Source organism: Cyanobium sp. Candia 9D4, from assembly GCF_024346155.1.
Taxonomy (GTDB): domain Bacteria; phylum Cyanobacteriota; class Cyanobacteriia; order PCC-6307; family Cyanobiaceae; genus Cyanobium; species Cyanobium minutissimum.
The window spans coordinates 190,829-210,324 of record NZ_JAGQCK010000002.1 but is presented as its reverse complement, the minus strand read 5'-3'; the positions used below and the strand labels follow the sequence as shown (position 1 = coordinate 210,324).

The following is a 19,496-nucleotide window of genomic DNA, read 5'->3' as shown; positions in this document are numbered from 1 at the left end:
TCCGCCTGCCGGCGCCGCGGCAGTGCCCCCCAGCCATGGTCTCCTCACCCCCCGCCCCCGCCGCGACCCCCGAGCGCCCGGGCGCCACCGTCGAGATGGGCGTCGAGATGGGGGACTTCCTGGAGGCGGCCGGCCTGCTCAGCTACGACCCGGCCGCCATCACCCGCATCTACGCCGGCCACCCGATGCGCCTGGCCCGGCGGGTCTGGCAGACGCTGGTGCCGATCGGCCTCTACCTGCTGGGGGTGGGCGTCGACTGGTTCACCGGCCAGCTGGCCAACCCCGCCCGGGCGCGCGAACGGGCCCGGGAGTGCGCCGAGCTGCTGGTGGCCCTCGGCCCCGCCTTCATCAAGGCGGGCCAGGCCCTCTCCACCCGGCCCGACATCATTCCTCCGGTGCTGCTCGAGGAGCTGGCCCAGCTGCAGGACCAGCTGCCGGGCTTCGACAGCGCCCTGGCCATGGCCTGCATCGAGGAGGACCTCGGCGCTCCGGTGGAGACGATCTTCGCCTCCCTGGAGAAGGAGCCGATCTCCGCCGCCTCCCTCGGCCAGGTGCACCGGGGCGTGCTGATGAGCGGCGAACGGGTGGCGGTGAAGGTGCAGCGCCCCGGCCTGCGGGAGCAGATCACCCTCGACCTCTACATCGTCCGCAACATCGCCGCCTGGCTGAACCGGAATGTGGGGGTGATCAAGAGCGACCTGGTGGGTCTGATCGATGAACTCGGCAAGCGGGTCTTCGAGGAGATGGATTACATCAACGAGGCCACCAACGCCGAGACCTTCGCCCGCCTGCACAGCCACAACCCCCGCATCGCCGTCCCCGCCATCTACCGCCAGGCCACCAGCCGCCGGGTGCTGACGATGGAGTGGATCGATGGCGTCAAGCTCACCAACCTCGACGCGGTCCGGGCCCTGGGGGTCGACCCCGACGACATGGTGGAGGTGGGCGTCAACTGCAGCCTGAAGCAGCTGCTGGAGGATGGTTTCTTCCACGCCGATCCCCACCCCGGCAACCTGCTGGCCCTGCCCGACGGCCGCCTGGCCTACCTGGATTTCGGCATGATGAGCGAGGTGTCGCGGGAGGCGCGCACCGGGCTGATCCAGGCGGTGGTGCACCTGGTGAACCGCAACTTCGGCGCCCTCTCGAAGGATTTCGTGCATCTGGGCTTCCTGGGGGAAGCGGTGGATCTCGAGCCGATCGTGCCGGCCTTCGAGACGGTCTTCGGCCAGGCCCTGGAGATGGGGGTGAGCCGCATGGACTTCAAGGCGGTCACCGACGACCTCTCCGGGGTGATGTACCGCTTCCCCTTCCAGGTGCCGCCGTACTACGCCCTGATCATCCGCTCCCTGGTCACCCTCGAGGGCATCGCCCTGAGCGTCGACCCGGACTTCAAGATCCTCGGCGCCGCCTACCCCTACTTCGCCCGCCGGCTGATGGAGGATCCCGATCCCGACCTGCGGCGCAGCCTGCGGGAGATGCTCTACGACGGCGACGAGTTCCGCTGGCAGCGGCTGGAGAGCCTGGTGGCCAGTGCCTCGCTGCAGAACCAGCTCGACCTCGACGGCCTGCTCGACCAGGTGCTGGATTTCCTCTTCTCCCCCAACGGCGGGCTGCTGCGCCAGCAGCTCGTCGATGCGCTGGTGCAGCAGATGGATGCCCTGGCCTGGAACACCACCCTGCGGCTCGGCCGGCGGCTGCCCACCCGCCTGCTGCCGCCGGGGCTGCGGACCCTGCCGCCCACCCCGGCGGGCCCACCGCTGCTGGATCTGGAGCCGATCCAGGAGCTGCTGGCGATCCTGCGCGACCTGCCCGGCTTCGAGCCATCGCTGCTGCTGAAGCGCCTGCCCCGGGTGCTGGGGGAACCGGATCTGCGCCGCATGGGGCTGCAGGTGGCGAAGGGTCTGGCGGAGCGGGGCGTGGTGCACCTGCTGCGCGATGTGCTGGTGACGCCGGCGGTGCGTCAGGCCGCCGGTGTCTCCGGCGCCTGAGATCCGTAGAGTCAACGGCACCCACAGGGAGACAAGCGTGAACAAGCGGCGAAGGCTCCTGGCCGCTGTCCTGGGTCTGGGACTGTGCTGCGCGACTCCCGCGGCCATGGCCACCGAGAACCTGGTGTTCACCAGCGGGGCCTTCCGGCGCTCGATCCCGGTGGCCGACCTGGAGCACCTGGCCACCACCGGTGAGGCCCGCGGCCTGCTGGCCGACGTGCTGCGGCTCGGCCGCCAGGACCCCAAGCAGGTCAGCAAGCTTCTGAACGAATCGGTGAAGCTGCCGATCGTGCTGATGAGCCGCCTGCTCAACACCCGCATCGGTGAGGCGATCCTGGCCCGCCTGGCCCGGATCCTGTTCCCCCTGCGGGCCCCGGAAGCCGGCGTGCCCGCCCTGCGCTCCGCCATGGTGCTGGGCACCTACGAAGGCAAGGGGTCGCTGTCGGCCATCACCTTCCTGCGGGCCTACCCGACCCGGGAGCTGGAGGTGAGCATCCCGGCCCTGATGGCGCTGGCGTCCAAGGCCTCCTCGATCAGCGAACTGGTGCGCTTCTTCTCCGAGTCGCCGCTGGACGGGCTGCGGGGCAGCGAACCCCAGGCGACCCCGGCGCCGGCACCCGCCACGCCGGCGCCGGCCGCCCCCGCCCCCTGACGCCCCAGACCGGAGCCCTACATTGACGTCAGCCACGCCGCTGTCCCCCGTGCCCCTGCTACGAGCCCTGCGACGCCTGGGCCGGCAGCCCACCATGCAGGACTGGCCGGGACTGATCGAGGCGTACCGCAGCTGGCTGCCCGTGAGTGACGCCACGCCGGTGGTGACCCTGCGGGAGGGGGCCACCCCCCTGATTCCGGCGCCGGTGATCGCCGAACGGGTGGGCCGCGGCGTCAAGGTGTTCCTCAAGTACGACGGCCTCAACCCCACCGGCTCCTTCAAGGACCGGGGCATGACGATGGCCATCAGCAAGGCCAAGGAGGCGGGCTCGGAGGCGGTGATCTGCGCCAGCACCGGCAACACGTCGGCGGCGGCGGCGGCCTACGCGCGCCGGGGCGGGATGCGGGCCTTCGTGCTGATCCCCGACGGCTACGTGGCCCAGGGCAAGCTCGCCCAGGCCCTGCTCTACGGGGCCGAGGTGCTGGCGGTGCAGGGCAACTTCGACCGGGCCCTGGCGATCGTGCGCGACGTGGCCGACCGCTACCCGGTCACCCTGGTCAATTCCCTCAACCCCTACCGGCTGCAGGGCCAGAAGACGGCCGCCTTCGAGGTGATCGACGCCCTCGGCGAGGCCCCCGACTGGCTCTGCATCCCGGTGGGCAACGCCGGCAACATCAGCGCCTACTGGATGGGCTTCAAGGAGTACCGCCAGGCGGGCCACAGCACGGTGCTGCCGCGGATGATGGGCTTCCAGGCCGCCGGCGCCGCACCGATGGTGCTGGGGCATACGGTGGAGCAGCCCGACACGATCGCCACGGCGATCCGGATCGGCAATCCGGTGAACAAGGAGAACGCCCTCAACGCCCGCCGCGAAAGCAACGGCGACTTCATGGCGGTGACGGACGCCGAGATCATCGAGGCCTACAAGCTGCTGGGCCAGGGGGAAGGGGTGTTCTGCGAGCCCGCCAGCGCCGCCTCGGTGGCGGGCCTGATCAAGCGGCGGGAGGAGGTGCCGGCCGGCGCCACGGTGGTGTGCGTGCTCACCGGCAACGGCCTCAAGGACCCGACGACGGCGATCGAGAACAACGACGCCACCTTCCACACCGGCATCGCCCCCGAAACCGAGACCGTCGCCAAGGTGATGGGCTTCTGATCGCCTGACGCCGCGCTCACGGGCGCTGACGCCGGGCCAACCGTCTGGGGAAATCCTGGGACATTCCCCACCACCGGCCGGGAGAGGGTGGGGAGGGACATCCCCCGTGGCCGGTCCACGGTTTCCCCAGGCCCGGGAATCGGTGGAAAACCCCTCGAAATCGCCCATTTCTGCGCCCCATTCCCCAGCCATCCGCCCAGCAGACACCAGTGGTGCCAAGGGAAGACAGCCTGTTTACCCGTTTTCCCCCGCTCCTACTGCGACGGGCTGTTTTTCTTCTTCTCAATCCTTGATTGATCCTCTGAACAGTCGGGAGACCACCCGTTGCGCTTTGGCGCGCCCTGTGAAACCGTGGGGCCTCACGAACGCCGTGCCGCCCTCGCCGGCCCCCGCCATGAAGCTGGTCTGCTCCCAGGCTGAACTCAGCGCCAGCCTCCAGCTGGTCAGCCGGGCGGTGGCGACCCGCCCCACCCATCCGGTGCTGGCCAACGTGCTGCTCACCGCCGACGCGGGCACCGGCCGCCTCAGCCTCACCGGCTTCGACCTCAGCCTCGGCATCCAGACGAGCCTGCCCGCCGCCGTCGAGACCAGCGGCGCCATCACCCTGCCGGCGAAGATGTTTGGCGAGATCGTGGCCCGCCTGGCCACCGACAGCCCCATCAGCCTCAGCTGCCCCGAGGGCGAGGAGCAGCTGGAGCTGACCAACCTCTCCGGCAGCTACCGGATGCGGGGCATGCCCGCCGACGACTACCCGGACCTGCCCCTGGCCCAGAGCGGCACGCCGATCCGCTTCCACGCCGAGGCCCTGGTGAAGGGCCTGCGGGCCACCCTGTTCGCCAGCAGCCCCGATGAGAACAAGCAGCTGCTGACGGGGGTCCACCTGCGCCTGGACGGCGAAGGCCTGGAGTGCGCCGCCACCGACGGCCACCGCCTGGCGGTGCAGCGCCTCTCTCACGCGGTGGAGGCCACCGACCAGCCGGCCGCCGATGGCGAGGATTTCGCCGTCACCGTGCCGGCCCGATCCCTGCGGGAGCTGGAGCGGATCCTCTCGGGCCGCGGCTCCCAGGAGCCCCTGAGCCTGTTCTGCGAGCGCGGCCAGGTGGTGGTGCTCTCCGCCGACCAGGTGCTCACCAGCCGCAGCCTCGACGGCACCTACCCCAACTACCGCCAGCTGATCCCGGCCTCCTTCCAGCGCCGCATGGTGCTCGACCGCCGCGCCTTCATCGCCGCCCTCGAGCGGGTGGCGGTGCTGGCCGACCAGCACAACAACGTGGTCAAGATCAGCGCCGACCCGGGCGCCGGCACGGCCACGATCCGGGCCGACGCCCAGGACGTGGGCAGCGGCTCGGAATCGCTGGCGGCCACGATCGAGGGGGAGGCGATCGAGATCGCCTTCAACGTCCGCTACCTGCTCGATGGCCTCAAGGCCATGGGCTCCGACCAGGTGGTGCTGCAGTGCAACGCCGCCACCACCCCGGCCGTGCTGGCGCCGGTGGGGGCCGATGAGGCGTTCACCTACCTGGTGATGCCCGTCCAGATCCGCACCAGCTGAGCCCGTGGGTCTTCCCGACCAGCTGCTGCTGAGCGATCTGCTGCGGCGGCAGGTGCGGTGCGATCAGGGCCTCGAGCGGGGGGCCGGGGTGCTGGCCTGGATGCACCCGCCGGTGCACCGGCTGCTGGGCTGGGCCAGCCGGCCCTCGGCCTTCGCCCAGAAGCGGCTCGTCTGGCGGCTGGACCAGCTGCGGGGGCTGGGGGAGCAGGAGGTGTTCGTGAAGGGGGAGCCGGCGGAGACCGACGCCGCCACCCTGGAGCGGCTGCCCACCCTGATCGATGCGGCCCTCACCGGCGCCGATGACGTGCCCCTGGGGCTGGTGGCCGACGCCGCCGTGGAGCTGCGCAGCGGCCGCATCCTGCATTACCTGGTGGCCCGCAGCGACCCGCGGCTGCCGGGCACCAGCCGCTGGCGCCTGAGCCCCGACCGGATCGTCGACCAGCAGCCCGGCCGGGTGTTCACCGCCCTGCGGGGTCTCGACGACCTGCCGGTGGCCCGCGCCAGCGTGCGCCAGCAGCTGCTGCGCCGCTCGCGGCGCTGGAAGGAGCAGGTGCAGGAGGTGGGCGGCCGCGTTGAGGAGCGGCTGGAGGGCTGGCTGGAGGAGCCCCCCTGGCCGGATGCCTTCCGCGAGGAGCGGCCCTGGCCCGACCTGGACCCAGACCCTGCGCGGGAGCGCCGCGACCCCTACGACGATGACCCCGCCGGGGCCGACCCCTATCCCCAGGAGCGCTACGCCGGCGAGCCGGACGAACCCGACCCCCTCGAGGACTGGCCCGAGGAGGAGGAGCCCCAGGCACCGCCCCGGGAGTTCCGGGAGACCCGGGAAGCGCCCCCGGTGGAGCCGGCGCCGCGCCGCGACCGTTACCGGGGCCGGGAGCCCCACGGGGACGACGACCCCTGGATCTGATACTGGAGGGCCGTTGCCGCGCCCCCCGGTGGTTCCTGTGTCGACCCCGTCCTTCTCGGTGCCCGAGGCCCTGCGCAAGGAGGGCCTGAGCCAGGGCGACTACGACGAGATTGTGCGTCGCCTCGGCCGACCCCCCAACCGGGCCGAGCTGGGCATGTTCGGGGTGATGTGGTCGGAGCACTGCTGCTACCGCAACTCCCGCCCCCTGCTGGGCCAGTTCCCCACCAGCGGCCCCCGCATCCTGGTGGGGCCGGGCGAGAACGCCGGCGTGGTCGACCTGGGCGAGGGCCAGCGGCTGGCCTTCAAGATCGAGAGCCACAACCACCCCTCGGCGGTGGAGCCCTTCCAGGGGGCGGCCACCGGGGTGGGGGGCATCCTGCGGGACATCTTCACCATGGGGGCGCGCCCGATCGCCCTGCTCAACGCCCTGCGCTTCGGGCCCCTGGAGGACGAGCGCAACGTGGGCCTGATGGAGGGGGTGGTGGCCGGCATCGCCCACTACGGCAACTGCGTCGGCGTGCCGACGGTGGGCGGGGAGGTGGCGTTCGACCCCAGCTACGGCGGCAACCCGCTGGTGAACGCCATGGCCCTGGGCCTGATGGAGACCGACGACATCGTCTGCTCCGGGGCGGTGGGCGTGGGCAATCCGGTGGTGTACGTGGGCAGCACCACCGGCCGCGACGGCATGGGCGGCGCCAGCTTCGCCAGCGCCGAGCTCACCGAGGCCTCCCTCGACGACCGGCCCGCCGTGCAGGTGGGCGACCCGTTCCTGGAGAAGGGGCTGATCGAGGCCTGCCTGGAGGCCTTCCAGAGCGGCGATGTGGTGGCGGCCCAGGACATGGGCGCCGCCGGCCTCACCTGCAGCTGCTCGGAGATGGCCGCCAAGGGGGGCCTGGGCATCGAACTGGATCTCGACCGGGTGCCCGCCCGCGAGGCCGGCATGAGCGCCTACGAGTTCCTGCTGAGCGAATCCCAGGAGCGGATGCTGTTCGTGGTGGCGGCCGGGCGGGAGGAGCCGCTGATGGAGCGCTTCCGCCGCTGGGGCCTGCAGGCGGCGGTGGTGGGCCGGGTGCTGGAGGAGAACGTGGTGCGGGTCCTGCAGCACGGAGAGGTGGCGGCCGAGGTGCCCGCCAGCGCCCTGGCGGACGACACGCCGATCAACCACCACGAACTGCTGGCCGAACCCCCGGCCGAGATCCAGGCCCACTGGACCTGGAGCGAGGCCCAGCTGCCGGCGGCCTCGAATGCCGGTGGCCTGGAGCTGGCCGACGGAGCGCTGGGCTGGGGCGACGCGCTGCTGCGCCTGCTGGATGACCCCACCATCGCCAGCAAGCGCTGGGTGTACCGCCAGTACGACCACCAGGTGCAGGCCAACACCGTGGTGCTGCCCGGTGGGGCCGACGCGGCGGTGGTGCGGCTGCGGCCCCAGCAGGGGCCCGGGGCCATGGAGGCGGCGACCCGGGGGGTGGCGGCCACGGTGGACTGCCCCAACCGCTGGGTGGCCCTCGATCCGGAGCGGGGCGCGATGGCGGCGGTGGCGGAGGCGGCCCGGAACCTCTCCTGCACGGGCGCCGAACCCCTGGCGGTCACCGACAACCTCAACTTCCCCTCCCCCGACACCGCCACCGGCTACTGGCAGCTGGCGATGGCCTGCCGGGGCCTCTCGGCGGCCTGCAGCGCCCTGGCCACCCCGGTCACCGGCGGCAACGTCTCGCTGTACAACGAGACCCGCCTGCCGGACGGCCGCATGCAGCCCATCCACCCCACCCCGGTGGTGGGCATGGTCGGGCTGGTGCACGACCTGGCCCACGTGACGGGGCTGGCCTGGCGCCAGGCCGGCGATGCCATCTGGCTGCTGGGGGTACCGCTGGATGAGAACGGTGACGAGCGCCTGGGGCTGGGGGGCAGCAGCTACCTGGAGGTGGTGCACGGCCGGCTCACGGGCCGCCCGCCGCTGACGGATCTGGCCCTGGAGGGGCGGGTGCAGGGCTTCCTGCGCCAGGCCATCGCCGCGGGTCTGGTGCGCTCCGCCCACGACCTCTCCGACGGCGGCCTGGCGGTGGCGCTGGCGGAGAGCTGCATCGCCTCCGGCCTGGGGGCCGCAGTGGATCTGCCCGCCGGCGCGGGACGCACCGACCGGCTGCTGTTCGCCGAAGGCGGGGCCCGGGTGCTGGTGAGCGTGGCGCCGGAGCAGGAGGCCGCCTGGCGGGCCGCCCTGGCCGAGGCGGGTGAGCCCGTGCCGGCCGAGCGCCTGGGCACGGTTTCGGCGGATTCCCGCCTGGTGGTGGCCCGGGGCGGCGAGCCCCTGCTGGCGCTGGCGGTGGAGCCGCTGCGCCACACCTACGAGCAGGCGATCCCCGCCCGCCTGGGCAAGGCCGGCCCCCCACCCGACAGGTAATGGGCCAAGATGAAGCCGGTCCTTGGTCTGAACCTCCCGTGCCCTTCGCCGATCACCGCGATGCGCACGCTTCCCTGACCAGCACCGCCGAAGGCCAGGACGACCTCGCCAGTGAGCGCCCCGACAAGCCGGAGGAGGCCTGCGGCGTGTTCGCCGTGCTGGCGTCGGGTCAGGCGGTGGCCAACCTCACCTACTTCGGGCTCTACGCCCTGCAGCACCGCGGCCAGGAGTCGGCGGGCATCGCCGTCTTCGACGATGTGAAGGTGCGGCTGCACAAGGACATGGGCCTGGTGAGCCAGGTGTTCGACCAGGAGGTGCTGGAGCGGATGCCGGGCCAGCTGGCGATCGGCCACAACCGCTATTCCACCACCGGCAGCAGCAAGGTCTGCAATGCCCAGCCCGTGGTGCTGATGACGCGCCTGGGGCCCCTGGCCCTGGCCCACAACGGCAACCTGGTGAATGCGGCAGAGCTGCGGGACTCGCTCGCGCACATGGCTGGAGAGTTCACCTCCACCACCGACTCGGAGCTGATCGCCTTCGCGCTGCAGGAGGCGGTGGATTCCGGCCTGGGCTGGAACGCGGCGATCCGCAAGGCCGCCGGCCGCTGCCGCGGCGCCTTCAGCCTGGTGATCGGCACCCCCGACGGCCTGTTCGCCCTGCGCGACGGCCACGGCATCCGGCCCCTGGTGTTCGGCCTGCTGGGCGAACCGGAGCAGGGCCAGTGGGTGGCCAGCAGCGAGACCTGCGGCCTCGACATCATCGGCGCCAGCTTCGTGGATGACGTGCAGCCCGGCGAACTGATCCACTTCCGCCAGGCCGATCCGATCCCCGAGCGACAGCGCTGGTGCGAGGAGCCGCCCAAGCTGTGCGTCTTCGAGATGATCTACTTCGCCCGGCCGGACAGCCGCTTCTTCGGCGAGTCGCTCTACAGCTACCGGGTGCGGATCGGTGAGGTGCTGGCCCGGGAAACGCCCGTGGAGGCCGACATCGTGATTGGCGTGCCCGATTCGGGCATCCCGGCGGCGATCGGTTATTCGCACGTGAGTGGCATCCCCTTCGCCGATGGCCTGATCAAGAACCGCTACGTGGGCCGCACCTTCATCCAGCCCACCCAGGCGATGCGGGAGGCGGGCATCCGGGTGAAGCTCAACCCCCTGCCCGATGTGCTCTTCGGCAAGCGGGTGGTGGTGATCGACGACTCGATCGTGCGCGGCACCACCAGCCGCAAGCTGGTGCAGGCCCTGCGGGACGCCGGCGCCACCGAGGTGCACATGCGGATCAGCTCACCGCCCGTCACCCACCCCTGCTTCTACGGCATCGACACCGACACCCAGGACCACCTGATCGCGGCGCGGCTGACGCTGGAGGAGATCGAGCGGCACCTGGGGGTGGATTCGCTCGCCTACCTCACCAAGGGCGGCATGGTGGAGGCGGCCCAGGCCCACTCGAGCCATTTCTGCACCGCCTGCTTCGACGGCCAGTACCCGATCGAGATGGATGACGAGGTGCGCAACAGCAAGCTGATGCTCGAGCCCACCGGCCTGGCGGCGCGGGTGTAGGCCCGTCGGCCGGCCCCAGCATGCGCATCGCCTTTCTCGATTCCTGGCTGCAGGACGTGGCCGAGGGCAGCGGCACGGCGGCGGCGATCGGCGGCCTGGCCGGTGCCCTGATCGCCCGGGGCCACACGGTGGAGCGGCTGGTGCCCGAGGGGGCCTGGCCGCGGAATCTGCTGCTGCGCCGCCTCTGGTTCAACCTCACCCTGCCCCGGCGCCTGGCCGCCGCCGAGGGCCGCTACGACCTGGTGGTGGGCTTCGACATCGACGGCTTCCGGGTGGCGAACCGCTGCCCGGTGCCCTACGTGTGCTGCATCAAGGGGGTGCTGGCGGAGGAGTCGCGCTGCGAGAGCGGCTGGCCGCGAGTGATGCTCTGGGGCCTCTCCAGGCTGGAGCGCCTCAACGCCCGCCGGGCGCCCCTGGTGCTCTCCACCAGCCGCTACTGCTGCGAGCGCATCGAAGCCCACTACGGCGTGCCGGCCGAGCGGCTGCGACTCGTGCCGGAGGGCATCGACACCGTGCTCTGGAATCCCGCGGCTGAAGACCCTGCCGCCCTGGCCGTCCTGGATGGGGCCCGCGAGCCCCACACGGTGCTGTGCGTGGCGCGCCAGTACCCCCGCAAGCGGGTGGCCGATCTGATCACGGCGTTCGCGGCCGTGCACCAGCGGCTGCCGACGGCCCGGCTGGTGGTGATCGGCGACGGGCCGGAGCACGGGGCCCTGCGGGAGCTGGTGGAGCGGCTGGAGCTGGGGGCGGTGGTGCAGCTGCTGGGGGCCCTACCCGACGACGGTGCGGTGCGGGACTGGTACCGCCGCAGCGCGGTGTTCTGCCTGCCGTCGATCCAGGAGGGCTTCGGCATCGTGTTCCTCGAGGCGATGGCCAGCGGGCTGCCGGTGGTGAGCACCACGGCCACGGCGATCCCCGAGGTGGTGCCCCACGGCCGGGCCGGGCTGCTGGTGCCGCCGCGGGATCCGGCGGCCCTGGCCGAGGCCCTGCTCAAGCTGCTCACCGATAGCGAGCTTCAGCACAGCTGCCGCGCCCACGGCCGCGGGCACGTGGCGCCCTTCCGCTGGGACCGGGTGGCGGAACGGTTCCTGGAGGCGGTTGACCCTGCGCTGGCGCCGACACGGGAGCCACGCTGATCCGGGTGCCGGAATGCTTGTTCGCCCCATGGTTTCCTGATCGCAGGAAATCAGTGCAACGGGGCCCAGCACGTTGAAGCCATCCTGTCCAGCCCTAGGCTGGCCTGAACGCTTCACGTGGACGTTCGCCTCTGATCTGCCGTGGCCAGCCCCACCCGGATTCTGTTCATTGGCATCGATTCGGCAGATAAAGATCTGATCCTGCAGTGGTCGTCCATGGGCCTGCTGCCGACCTTTTCACACTTGCTGGAACAATCGGCCTGGGGTGTCACCACCACGCCTGTCGGCTTCTATGTGGGTGCCGTGTGGCCGTCGTTCGCCACAGGTGTCTCAGCTGCCCGCCATGGCCGCTACAACTTCAGCCAGCTACGAACTGGAACCTATGAAACCTACCGCCACAACAGCTTTGATCTTGAGGGTGAGCGGTTCTGGGATGTTCTGAGTTCAGCAGGCAAACGGGTGGCCATCATCGATGTCCCCCTGACACCCCCGTCGGAGCGGCTCAATGGCATGCAGATCACGGACTGGGGCGTGCACAAAGCCAACCAGCAGGATGTCTTCCACGCCTACCCTGCCAAGTTGGCCTCCGAGGTGGAAGCTGAGTTTGGAAGAAATCCGATTCCCCGGTGCAACGACATTGAACGAACGCCCGAGGGCTTCCAGCAGTTCGTGGAGGCCATGATCGCGCGAACCAATTCCAAGGAAAAACTCTCGGCCAAGTATTTACGACAGGGACCTTGGGATCTGTTTCTCACCGTCTTCACCGAGCCCCATTGTGTGGGCCATCAATGCTGGCATCTCCATGATTCCAGGCATGCTGATCATGATCCGCTCCTGGCTGCGTCGCTTGGAGATCCCCTGCTGGCGGGCTACAGGGCGCTGGATGCTTCCATCGGACGCCTGATTTCGGAAGTGGACAAGGACAGCTACGTCTTTGTCTACAGCAGTCATGGCATGGGCCCGCAGGATGGGGTGAATTCCTTCCTGGAGCGCATCCTCCTGCGTCTGGATCACCACGATGCAGCCAAGCGGCCCACACCAGCACCGACGAGCCTGGCTGATCGCCTTGCCAGGAAGCTTCGGACCTATGCAAGAAGCCCCGAGCTGCTGTGGTGGCGATTCAGAAAGTTCCTGGACCCAGGCCTGGAGTTTCCCGTGCCCGACTTCGCGGCAGTAACGCTTCATGTGGAGGACCGCCGGTACTTCATGCTGAGCAACAACGACGCCTGTGGAGCGATCCGCATCAATGTGGTTGGCAGAGAGCCGCGGGGAAAGGTGTCAATAGGTGAGCAGTATGAGCAGGTCTGCCAGCAGCTGGTGGAGGATCTGAAGGCGATTGTTTTTGTTGAAACAGGCGAGCCTGTGGTGAAGGAGGTCCTGCGCACCTCCCACCATTACCAGGGCCATCACCTCGCCGATCTCCCGGATCTGATCGTGGAGTGGAATCGAAAGGAGTCCCCGCGTTCGATTGAGTCCGCGAAGATCGGTCGGCTCCACAATGCCTATTCCGGTGTCCGTACCGGAGATCACAAGCCGGAAGGCATTGTCTTTGTGACGGGGCCGGGAGTGTCATCGGGAGCCATCAGTCAACCCATCTCAGCCCTCGATTTCGCACCTACCTTGGCCCGCCTGCTGAATGTCCATTGGCCTGGGGCCGAGGGAGCCTGCATGCCGTGCATCCAGAAGGCGATCACAGCCTCAGCTCTGGAGCCATTGGACTCCAGACAAGAGGGTCAGCAAACCAGAAACACGTAGACGAATGGCTGATATCGATGTCACTGTCATTCTGCCCACATACAATCGCGCCCACAAGCTGAATGAGGCACTGCAATCTGTTTGTGCTCAAACGTATGACGGCACCGTGGAAATCATCGTTGTTGATGATTGTTCGCAGGACGATACCGTCAACTTTGTTCAGCAGAACTATCCGTATGTGCGACTGATCAGCCTGAACACCAACGTTGGCCATGGTGCCGCACGAAATCATGGCCTTCGCGTTGCTCGGGGGCAATACATTGCCTTTCTTGATTCCGATGATCTCTGGAGACCTGACTACTTGAAGGTTCAGATCTCATCGCTGCAGAGGCAGCCAGGCCATTCGATGGCCCTCAGCGGCGTGGAGGTGCGCTGGAACGGTCAATCGGAGTTTGATTCCCAGACACCTGATCTGGATCGCTACATGTCGCCGATGCATCAAACGTTGCTCATCGGCAGGCATTTTCTGCGCTCCGGTCCCTCGGCCCTGCTGCTCTGCCGTCGTGTCTTTGACGACGTCGGTCTCTTCGAGGAGCGGCACCGGGTTGGCGGTGACATTGATCTGTATCTGCGTTGCCTAGGAGCCGGATTCACCACGGTCTTCACCGAGCTGCCCCTGGTGATCAAGAATGAGGGATCGGCTGATCAGCTGACCAGTCCCAGGAATCTTCGGCTCAGGGAACGAAGTGTGATGTCCCGCGTGGAAGGCTTTTACTCACGCTATGGCGCAGCGATGCGGGATCTTGTTCCACCGATCCGTAGGGTCAATGGAACCAATCAGCTTAGATTCGCCGCATCTTACTTCAACAACAATGATCTTTTCCATGGGCTCCGGTGCTGCCTGTTGGCCGCCTTGAATGGCTATCCGCTTCGGGCGCTTTCCAAAGGGACGAGCCAGATCTCCAGAAGACTTTCGCGTCGTTGGAACAGTCTTTTTTCTTCCAGTTCCTGAGTCGTTTGTCGATTCCGTGGGCGCCGCTCTGACGTCTCCTGATCGGGATCACGCGCCGGATGTTCGCCGGATCGTGACCAGGCCGCGGCTGCGGCCCGAGGTGGAATCAAGGGTGCGGATGGCGCGCCAGAGGTCGGCGACGGGGACCCATACCGAGGGGTAGCGATAGCGGGCCACATCGAGGATCAGCACCCGGTCGGAGGGGGCGTGGAAGGCGGCCAGCGGGGCGATGTGGCCGCCGCCGGCCTGGCCGAGGGAGGGGCGCAGGTAGTTGGCCAGAAGGCGGTCGCCGGGCTGGCTGAGGTTGGCGCGCAGCAGGGTGCGGAACTGCTCCAGGCTGAGCTGGTCGCCGTGGATCGCTTCGGCCGCCACCCCGTGGGCCGCCAGCAGGCCGGCCAGCTCGGCCAGGGTCATGCCCTGGCGCCGCACCACCTCGGCACTCACCACCGTGCGGCCGGCGGGCACCTCGAAGACGTTCTCCTGGGTCCAGAAGCGGTAACGCCCGTAACCCGGCACGGCGGGGGCGGGCACGGCCAGGCTGTTGAGCACCATGGCGGCACTGGCCACACCGCAGTAGGCGAGGTTGGCCTGGGTGAGGAACTGCTCGGCCAGGGGGCCGTAGTCGGCCCGCTCGCCGCTGGCCACCAGCAGGTCCATGCCTGCCGGCTCCATCAGGGGGATCGGCGCGGCCCGCAGGCGCCCGGCCGCCAGCGGCGCCGCCAGGGCCAGCGACAGCAGCACCAGGCCGGGGAGTGGGGTGGTGGGGCGCGACGCCATGGCACCGAAGGTAGGGGAGCCATCGCGGTGCTGGGGGCTCAGCCGAGCTCCAGGCAGGCCAGCCCGTACACGTCCGCCAGCGACACCGCCGGCGGCACGCCCCGGTACATGCGCAGGGTGCGGGAGGCCGGGCTGAACCCCAGGGATGCCAGCAGCGGCGCGGCGGCGGCATTGGCGCCGGGGGCATCGATCAGCACCGTGCCGGGATGGCGCTGCAGCAGGCCCTCCAGCAGGGCCCGGGCGGCGGCGGGACTGTCCGCCACCAGGGGCCCGAGGCGCCAGCCGTCGCCGTCGGCCAGCAGGCAGGGCCGCACCCGCCCGAAGCCGTGGCAGGCGCCGGCCCGGTCCACCAGGGCCAGCACCGTGCCGGCCGGATGCCGCAGCCAGTGGCGCAGGAAGTGAGGGCGGGGCGAGGGTTCCCGCTCGGCATCGAAGCGCTGCACGGCGGTCGCCGGGATGGCGCCGCCCTCCAACAGGCACCAGGGGGGCTCCGGCGCGGCGGTTGGCGGGGCTGGTTTCTCGCCCGCGTGGAGCCGCTGCCAGCGGGTGGTGGGGGAGGCGGCCGCGAAGCCCCAGCCGGCGTAGTCGTCGATCCGGTCGGGGGCGGCCTCCAGGCCGATGCAGGGCACGTCGGCCAGATGGGCCAGCGCCTGTTTCCACAGCTGCACCCCGTAGCCCCGACCCCGCTGGGCCGGCACCACCAGGAACAGGCCGATGAAGCCGTAGGAGGCGTTGTAGCGGACCCCGGCGATGCACCCCACCGGCTCGTCGCCGAGCCAGCCCACCCAGAGCCCCTGGCGGTCGGTCTGGCGGTAGATGGCCACATCGCCCACGCCCGGCGCGAAGCCCTCCTGGCGGGCCCAGCCGGTGATGGTGGGAATGTCGGCGCTCTGCAGGGGGCGGATGACGAGGGGGGCGCTCACCAGATCGTCTCCAGCTCGGGAATGGCGTGGAGCTTCTCGTCGGCGCTGATCAGGGGCCGCCGGCCCTGCAGGGCCGTGGCGGCGATGAGGCGGTCGGCCGGATCGCCATGGCGGAACTGGGGGCCACTGGAGAGCAGGGCGATCTCGGCGGTGATCGGCAGCACCTCCAGCCGCAGGGCTTCGAGCAGCCGGCGCAGGTAGAGCGCCGGGGGCACGGCGTCCGGCAGGCTCAGGCGTCCGCGTTCGTGGAGCAGGGCCAGCTCCCAGAGGCTTATGTCGGCGATGGCCAGCTGGCCCTGGGCGCGCCCCTGCTCCACGGCCGCCGCGGCGCGACGGGAGAGCCGGGCCGGTTCATGGGCCCAGAACAGCAGGACATGGGTGTCACAGATGGTCAGCATCACCGGCGCCTTCGAGATCGGCGTCGCCATCGGCGATCGAGGCGAGCACATCCCCCAGCGTGACGCCGCTCGCCAGCCCCTCCAGCCAGCGGCGCGCCTCCTCGGCCGGGTCCTGTTCCGGCTCGATACGGGCAATCACCCGGCCGTGGGAGGTGACCTGAATGGCTTCCCCGGCCTGAACCCGCTTGAGCCAGGCCGGCAGGTTCTGGCGCAGGTGGGTTACGGAGACGCGCGCCATGGAGGGCGTCTGTACATGGGGTCTGTACAGATTAGGCTGCGCTAACTGTATCGGGGTGATCTGGTGGCGGGCTGGGGCCGGGTGGTTACGCCCTACGCCCTGGCGAGGAAGTATCCGAGGGCCGATCGGGAGTGGGCCTGGCAGATGCGTACCTGGTGCAGAAGGCGGTGAAGCGGGCGGTGGCCGAGGCGGGACTCACGAAGGCGGCCAGTTGGCACACCTTCCGCCACTCCTTTGCTACCCACCTGCTGGAACGAGGGGCAGGACATCCGCACGATTCAGGAGCTGCTGGGACATCAGGACGTGAGCACCACCATGATCTACACCCATGTGCTGAACCGTGGGCCGCTCGGTGTCTGCAGCCCAGCAGACATGATGTAGCCATGGCTACATGTGGTTATCGGACCCGTGAACCACTGCCAAGGAATTGGCCTTGGAACTAAGATCGATGTGCAGGAAAGGATTTTCGACCGATGGCCGATTGGCAACAGCTGTGGTTCACGGAATGGGGCGCAGGAAGTTTTGTGTTTCACGGAACCGTCCAATAAAGAGTTAGGCAATCTCAAGCATGCGACTGATGCTTCCAAATCCTCTAGATCCTGGCGTTGCAGGCCTATACGGTGCTCTTATTGGCGCTGGGTCGGCCGTAACAGTTCAGATAATTGCCGCGATCGTCACGGCAAGGCATGAGACACGCTCTTTTCGACGAACTCTACGCAAGGAGTCGTTGGCAAGTGTTGCAGATGCCTACGAGCATGCGTTGAATGTCGTGATGAATATGCAGCGCGGAGGACACCCAGAAAAGACAACACGTGGAAATGTGTTTGCCCAGATCTCACTTCGCGGTAGTCCACGCGTAAAAGAGCTGGTTTGTCACTTTCTTGATCTGTCTGATACTGAGAAGCCTGCATTCGACATTGAAGTGCTCATTAAAGAAATGCAGTGGCATCTTGCACAGCTTGAGAGAGAAGCTCGGTGATGCTTGGGTTGCTTAACATTCCAGATGCAGAAGACGGGCGCAGAGAGTAGTGTTAATGGCTCTATGGACCTGCCCGCTTCTGATCTAGGGCGTTGGGAGGGCTTAAACTCGCAGGCACTCCTTACAGTGGCAGAAGCCACCCTTTCTATTAATCATGGACTGGGACAAGAACCTTCCGTCTATCCTTGCGTGGGGTGGTGCAATTGTCACTGGCTTCTTTGCGGTCTTAAGTGCGTCTCTGGCTTCTAGAGCATCCACTAAGCAGCTATCACTAAAGCTCAGACATGAAAATGAGAGAGACCGTCTTGAAGCGCGTAGAGAACGCCTTGAAGAACTTTATTCACTTGTTACACGATGGGCCAAGGAAATGCTTAACTTCTTCCTCCCATTCATGTCAGTAATGAAGGGTGACCTGACTTACAACCAGGCACTTGATATGTCTGCGGCAAATCGCATTTCACTCGAATCGGACAGGCTATTCACCCTTGCCGAGCTCTATTTTCACAGTGGCCATGACAGGCTGCTTGATGTCAGGAGTAGGGCGGATGAGGTCTCTAGAATCAATTCTGACTTCAAGCAGCTCTACAAGACTGGTGTGACCGAGAGTCCTGAGCATCTAAAACAGATGTCAGATGCGCTGACTAGATTTGACAATGCCATCAATGCCTATAAAATCGTGCTTAGGGGATACGCTTCTGATCTATAAGGCTTGATGGCTTTTCAAGTCAGCCTGCTAAAAATCAGGATGAACCTATCACGCAACCAAGGTGTCACCGCTCCCAAAAATTGGCCTACGCTCAGTTACCCAGCGTACAAGTGTTTCTTGGCGTTGGCCGAATATGACTTGGAGAACACTCAGGGCATGGTGCAGCGGTGATTCAGCTCTACGAAACCGGGGGAGCGAGCGACATTACCATCCTGCAGGAGGGGCTGTCCCACGATAAATGCCGCGTCCTGTTCGAGAATGCGGCCCGTCTTTTAACCACGCGCTCCCAAGCGCGAGCTGCAGAAATCCTACGGTCGGTGCCGTTCCGGGTAGTTGACGCCACTAACCACTTCAACGACGAGTTCTCGATTCTCCACGCCGAAGTGCCGCTTACCGAGTACGAGCGGCTCAGGCGAAGCCCGGCTACTGGGGATGAGCAGGCATATGAACAAATCGCCCAGGTCCTTACAGAGCTTGGTACATCCATCCGTTTCATCGCTATCGACCTCGTGCTTGAGCATCCCGTTCATCCCGATGTTCAGCGCGGACTTGGCCTGAGGCAATCGGAGATCAATAAGCTCGTCTCCAAGTACATTGGGGTATCCGGTGGCTACCTCGGCGACTTAACCTATCGCAGCCATCACGAGTTTTACGCAGAGCTGGACCTGGACATCGATCCGTACAAGTATGACGGGACTACTCGTGAGCGGTTCATCAAGATTCTGAACGAATCGGCCCCCAATGTGCAGGCGCACATCATTGAGGGCGTATTGGCCCGGTTCCCAGTGAGTAGCAGTGAGATCCGCACGGAAGAAACAGCAGCAGAAATTCGCAGCTGGATAATGCGCCTCCGAACGGGTCCACAAGTCGAGCAGCCGGCTCTGCGCATCACGAGCGATGTGGTTGAACGCGCTTTACTCGATGCCCAGGAGTTACTCCTCTCTACAGGTGCCACGAGCGGAGTTGACAGGCTGCACACCGCGCTCCATGGCTATCTGCGCGAAGTCTGTGGGGGCGTAGGACTTCAGACCTCAGAGGGCGCATCGCTGACTGACATGTTCAAACAGGTCCGAGAAGGCCACTCAGCTTTCCAGGAAATGGGCCCGCGCAGTGAGGACATCCTTCGCGTCCTTAGAGCCCTTGCAACTATTCTGGACTCATTGAACACGCTCAGGAACAAAGCAAGCTTTGCCCACGCAAACCCGGAACTTCTGCAAGAGCCCGAAGCAATGCTCGCCATTAATGCGGCACGCTCAATTCTCCACTATGTCGATGACAAGGTTCATCGCCATGGGAAACCTGCGGGATAGAAGATGCGGCTACCACCCAACAACCGGTTGTAGCGCTGGGCTCGCTTCGCCGCCCGCCGCTGAACCGGAGCGTTGGGCTCATAGTGAAGTACTCTCAAATCACATGAGTCTTG

At 67.4% G+C, this 19,496-nt stretch carries 18 protein-coding genes and 1 pseudogene; 15 read left to right on the top strand and 4 right to left on the bottom strand.

Annotated elements, in window-relative coordinates; translation table 11 throughout:
• Positions 1–95: 95 nt before the first annotated feature.
• The 10 genes from KBZ08_RS05650 (at position 96) to KBZ08_RS05605 (ending at position 14,052) form a co-directional block, all read left to right on the top strand.
• Entirely contained in the window at positions 96–1,988 is a 1,893-nt protein-coding gene (locus KBZ08_RS05650; RefSeq protein WP_254972353.1) for an AarF/ABC1/UbiB kinase family protein, read from the top strand.
• A gap of 37 nt (positions 1,989–2,025) precedes the next feature.
• Positions 2,026–2,640 (top strand): alpha/beta hydrolase, encoded by a 615-nt coding sequence (locus tag KBZ08_RS05645; protein WP_254971993.1) that lies wholly within the window; start codon positions 2,026–2,028, stop codon positions 2,638–2,640.
• A gap of 94 nt (positions 2,641–2,734) precedes the next feature.
• The gene (gene thrC, locus KBZ08_RS05640; RefSeq protein ID WP_254972352.1) at positions 2,735–3,793 is read left to right on the top strand and encodes a threonine synthase; all 1,059 of its coding nucleotides are present in this window, start codon (positions 2,735–2,737) and stop codon (positions 3,791–3,793) included.
• Between the two features lie 394 nt (positions 3,794–4,187).
• The gene (gene dnaN, locus KBZ08_RS05635; RefSeq protein ID WP_106222261.1) at positions 4,188–5,345 is read left to right on the top strand and encodes a DNA polymerase III subunit beta; all 1,158 of its coding nucleotides are present in this window, start codon (positions 4,188–4,190) and stop codon (positions 5,343–5,345) included.
• 4 nt (positions 5,346–5,349) lie between these two features.
• Positions 5,350–6,252, top strand: coding sequence for an RNA methyltransferase (locus KBZ08_RS05630; RefSeq protein WP_094586275.1), 903 nt, complete (start codon positions 5,350–5,352; stop codon positions 6,250–6,252).
• A gap of 37 nt (positions 6,253–6,289) precedes the next feature.
• Positions 6,290–8,650, top strand: a complete 2,361-nt coding sequence (purL, locus tag KBZ08_RS05625) for a phosphoribosylformylglycinamidine synthase subunit PurL (RefSeq protein WP_254971992.1) — start codon at positions 6,290–6,292, stop codon at positions 8,648–8,650.
• Positions 8,650–10,209, top strand: a complete 1,560-nt coding sequence (gene purF / locus KBZ08_RS05620; RefSeq protein WP_254971991.1) for an amidophosphoribosyltransferase — start codon at positions 8,650–8,652, stop codon at positions 10,207–10,209. Before purL ends, purF begins: the two co-directional genes overlap by 1 nt.
• Positions 10,210–10,229: 20 nt before the next feature.
• Positions 10,230–11,345 carry a glycosyltransferase family 4 protein gene (locus tag KBZ08_RS05615; protein WP_254971990.1) on the top strand — a complete coding sequence of 372 codons (1,116 nt, stop codon included), beginning with the start codon at positions 10,230–10,232 and terminating at the stop codon, positions 11,343–11,345.
• A 141-nt stretch (positions 11,346–11,486) separates the two neighbouring features.
• On the top strand, positions 11,487–13,100 hold the full coding sequence (locus tag KBZ08_RS05610; RefSeq protein WP_254971988.1) for an alkaline phosphatase family protein: 1,614 nt from the start codon (positions 11,487–11,489) through the stop codon (positions 13,098–13,100).
• 4 nt (positions 13,101–13,104) lie between these two features.
• Positions 13,105–14,052: a glycosyltransferase gene (locus tag KBZ08_RS05605; RefSeq protein WP_254971986.1), complete on the top strand. Its 948-nt coding sequence runs from the start codon at positions 13,105–13,107 to the stop codon at positions 14,050–14,052.
• A 48-nt stretch (positions 14,053–14,100) separates the two neighbouring features.
• Here KBZ08_RS05605 and KBZ08_RS05600 read toward each other — a convergent pair whose 3' ends face one another.
• The 4 genes from KBZ08_RS05600 to KBZ08_RS05585 are packed head-to-tail and all read right to left on the bottom strand — an operon-like array spanning position 14,101 to position 16,388.
• Positions 14,101–14,829: a phytochelatin synthase family protein gene (locus KBZ08_RS05600; protein ID WP_254971984.1), complete on the bottom strand. Its 729-nt coding sequence runs from the start codon at positions 14,827–14,829 to the stop codon at positions 14,101–14,103.
• A gap of 38 nt (positions 14,830–14,867) precedes the next feature.
• On the bottom strand, positions 14,868–15,752 hold the full coding sequence (locus KBZ08_RS05595; RefSeq protein WP_254971982.1) for a GNAT family N-acetyltransferase: 885 nt from the start codon (positions 15,750–15,752) through the stop codon (positions 14,868–14,870).
• Positions 15,749–16,180, bottom strand: coding sequence for a type II toxin-antitoxin system VapC family toxin (locus KBZ08_RS05590; RefSeq protein WP_254971980.1), 432 nt, complete (start codon positions 16,178–16,180; stop codon positions 15,749–15,751). Before KBZ08_RS05590 ends, KBZ08_RS05595 begins: the two co-directional genes overlap by 4 nt.
• Positions 16,134–16,388, bottom strand: a complete 255-nt coding sequence (locus KBZ08_RS05585) for a type II toxin-antitoxin system Phd/YefM family antitoxin (RefSeq protein WP_254971978.1) — start codon at positions 16,386–16,388, stop codon at positions 16,134–16,136. Before KBZ08_RS05585 ends, KBZ08_RS05590 begins: the two co-directional genes overlap by 47 nt.
• 131 nt (positions 16,389–16,519) lie before the next feature.
• On the opposite strand from KBZ08_RS05585, the pseudogene KBZ08_RS16600 reads away from it, so the two are divergent.
• From KBZ08_RS16600 to KBZ08_RS16480, 5 genes and pseudogenes are all read left to right on the top strand, one after another.
• A pseudogene (locus tag KBZ08_RS16600) lies at positions 16,520–16,600 on the top strand (hypothetical protein); the annotation flags it as partial.
• A 22-nt stretch (positions 16,601–16,622) separates the two neighbouring features.
• On the top strand, positions 16,623–16,769 hold the full coding sequence (locus KBZ08_RS05580; RefSeq protein WP_396122374.1) for a tyrosine-type recombinase/integrase: 147 nt from the start codon (positions 16,623–16,625) through the stop codon (positions 16,767–16,769).
• A gap of 187 nt (positions 16,770–16,956) precedes the next feature.
• Positions 16,957–17,367 (top strand): hypothetical protein, encoded by a 411-nt coding sequence (locus KBZ08_RS05575; protein ID WP_254971976.1) that lies wholly within the window; start codon positions 16,957–16,959, stop codon positions 17,365–17,367.
• 154 nt (positions 17,368–17,521) lie between these two features.
• Complete coding sequence (locus KBZ08_RS05570) at positions 17,522–18,073, top strand: hypothetical protein (RefSeq protein WP_254971974.1); 552 nt, start codon at positions 17,522–17,524, stop codon at positions 18,071–18,073.
• 167 nt (positions 18,074–18,240) lie between these two features.
• A complete protein-coding gene (locus tag KBZ08_RS16480; RefSeq protein WP_254971973.1) occupies positions 18,241–19,383 on the top strand; it encodes an abortive infection family protein in 1,143 nt (380 codons plus the stop codon).
• Positions 19,384–19,496: the final 113 nt, after the last annotated feature.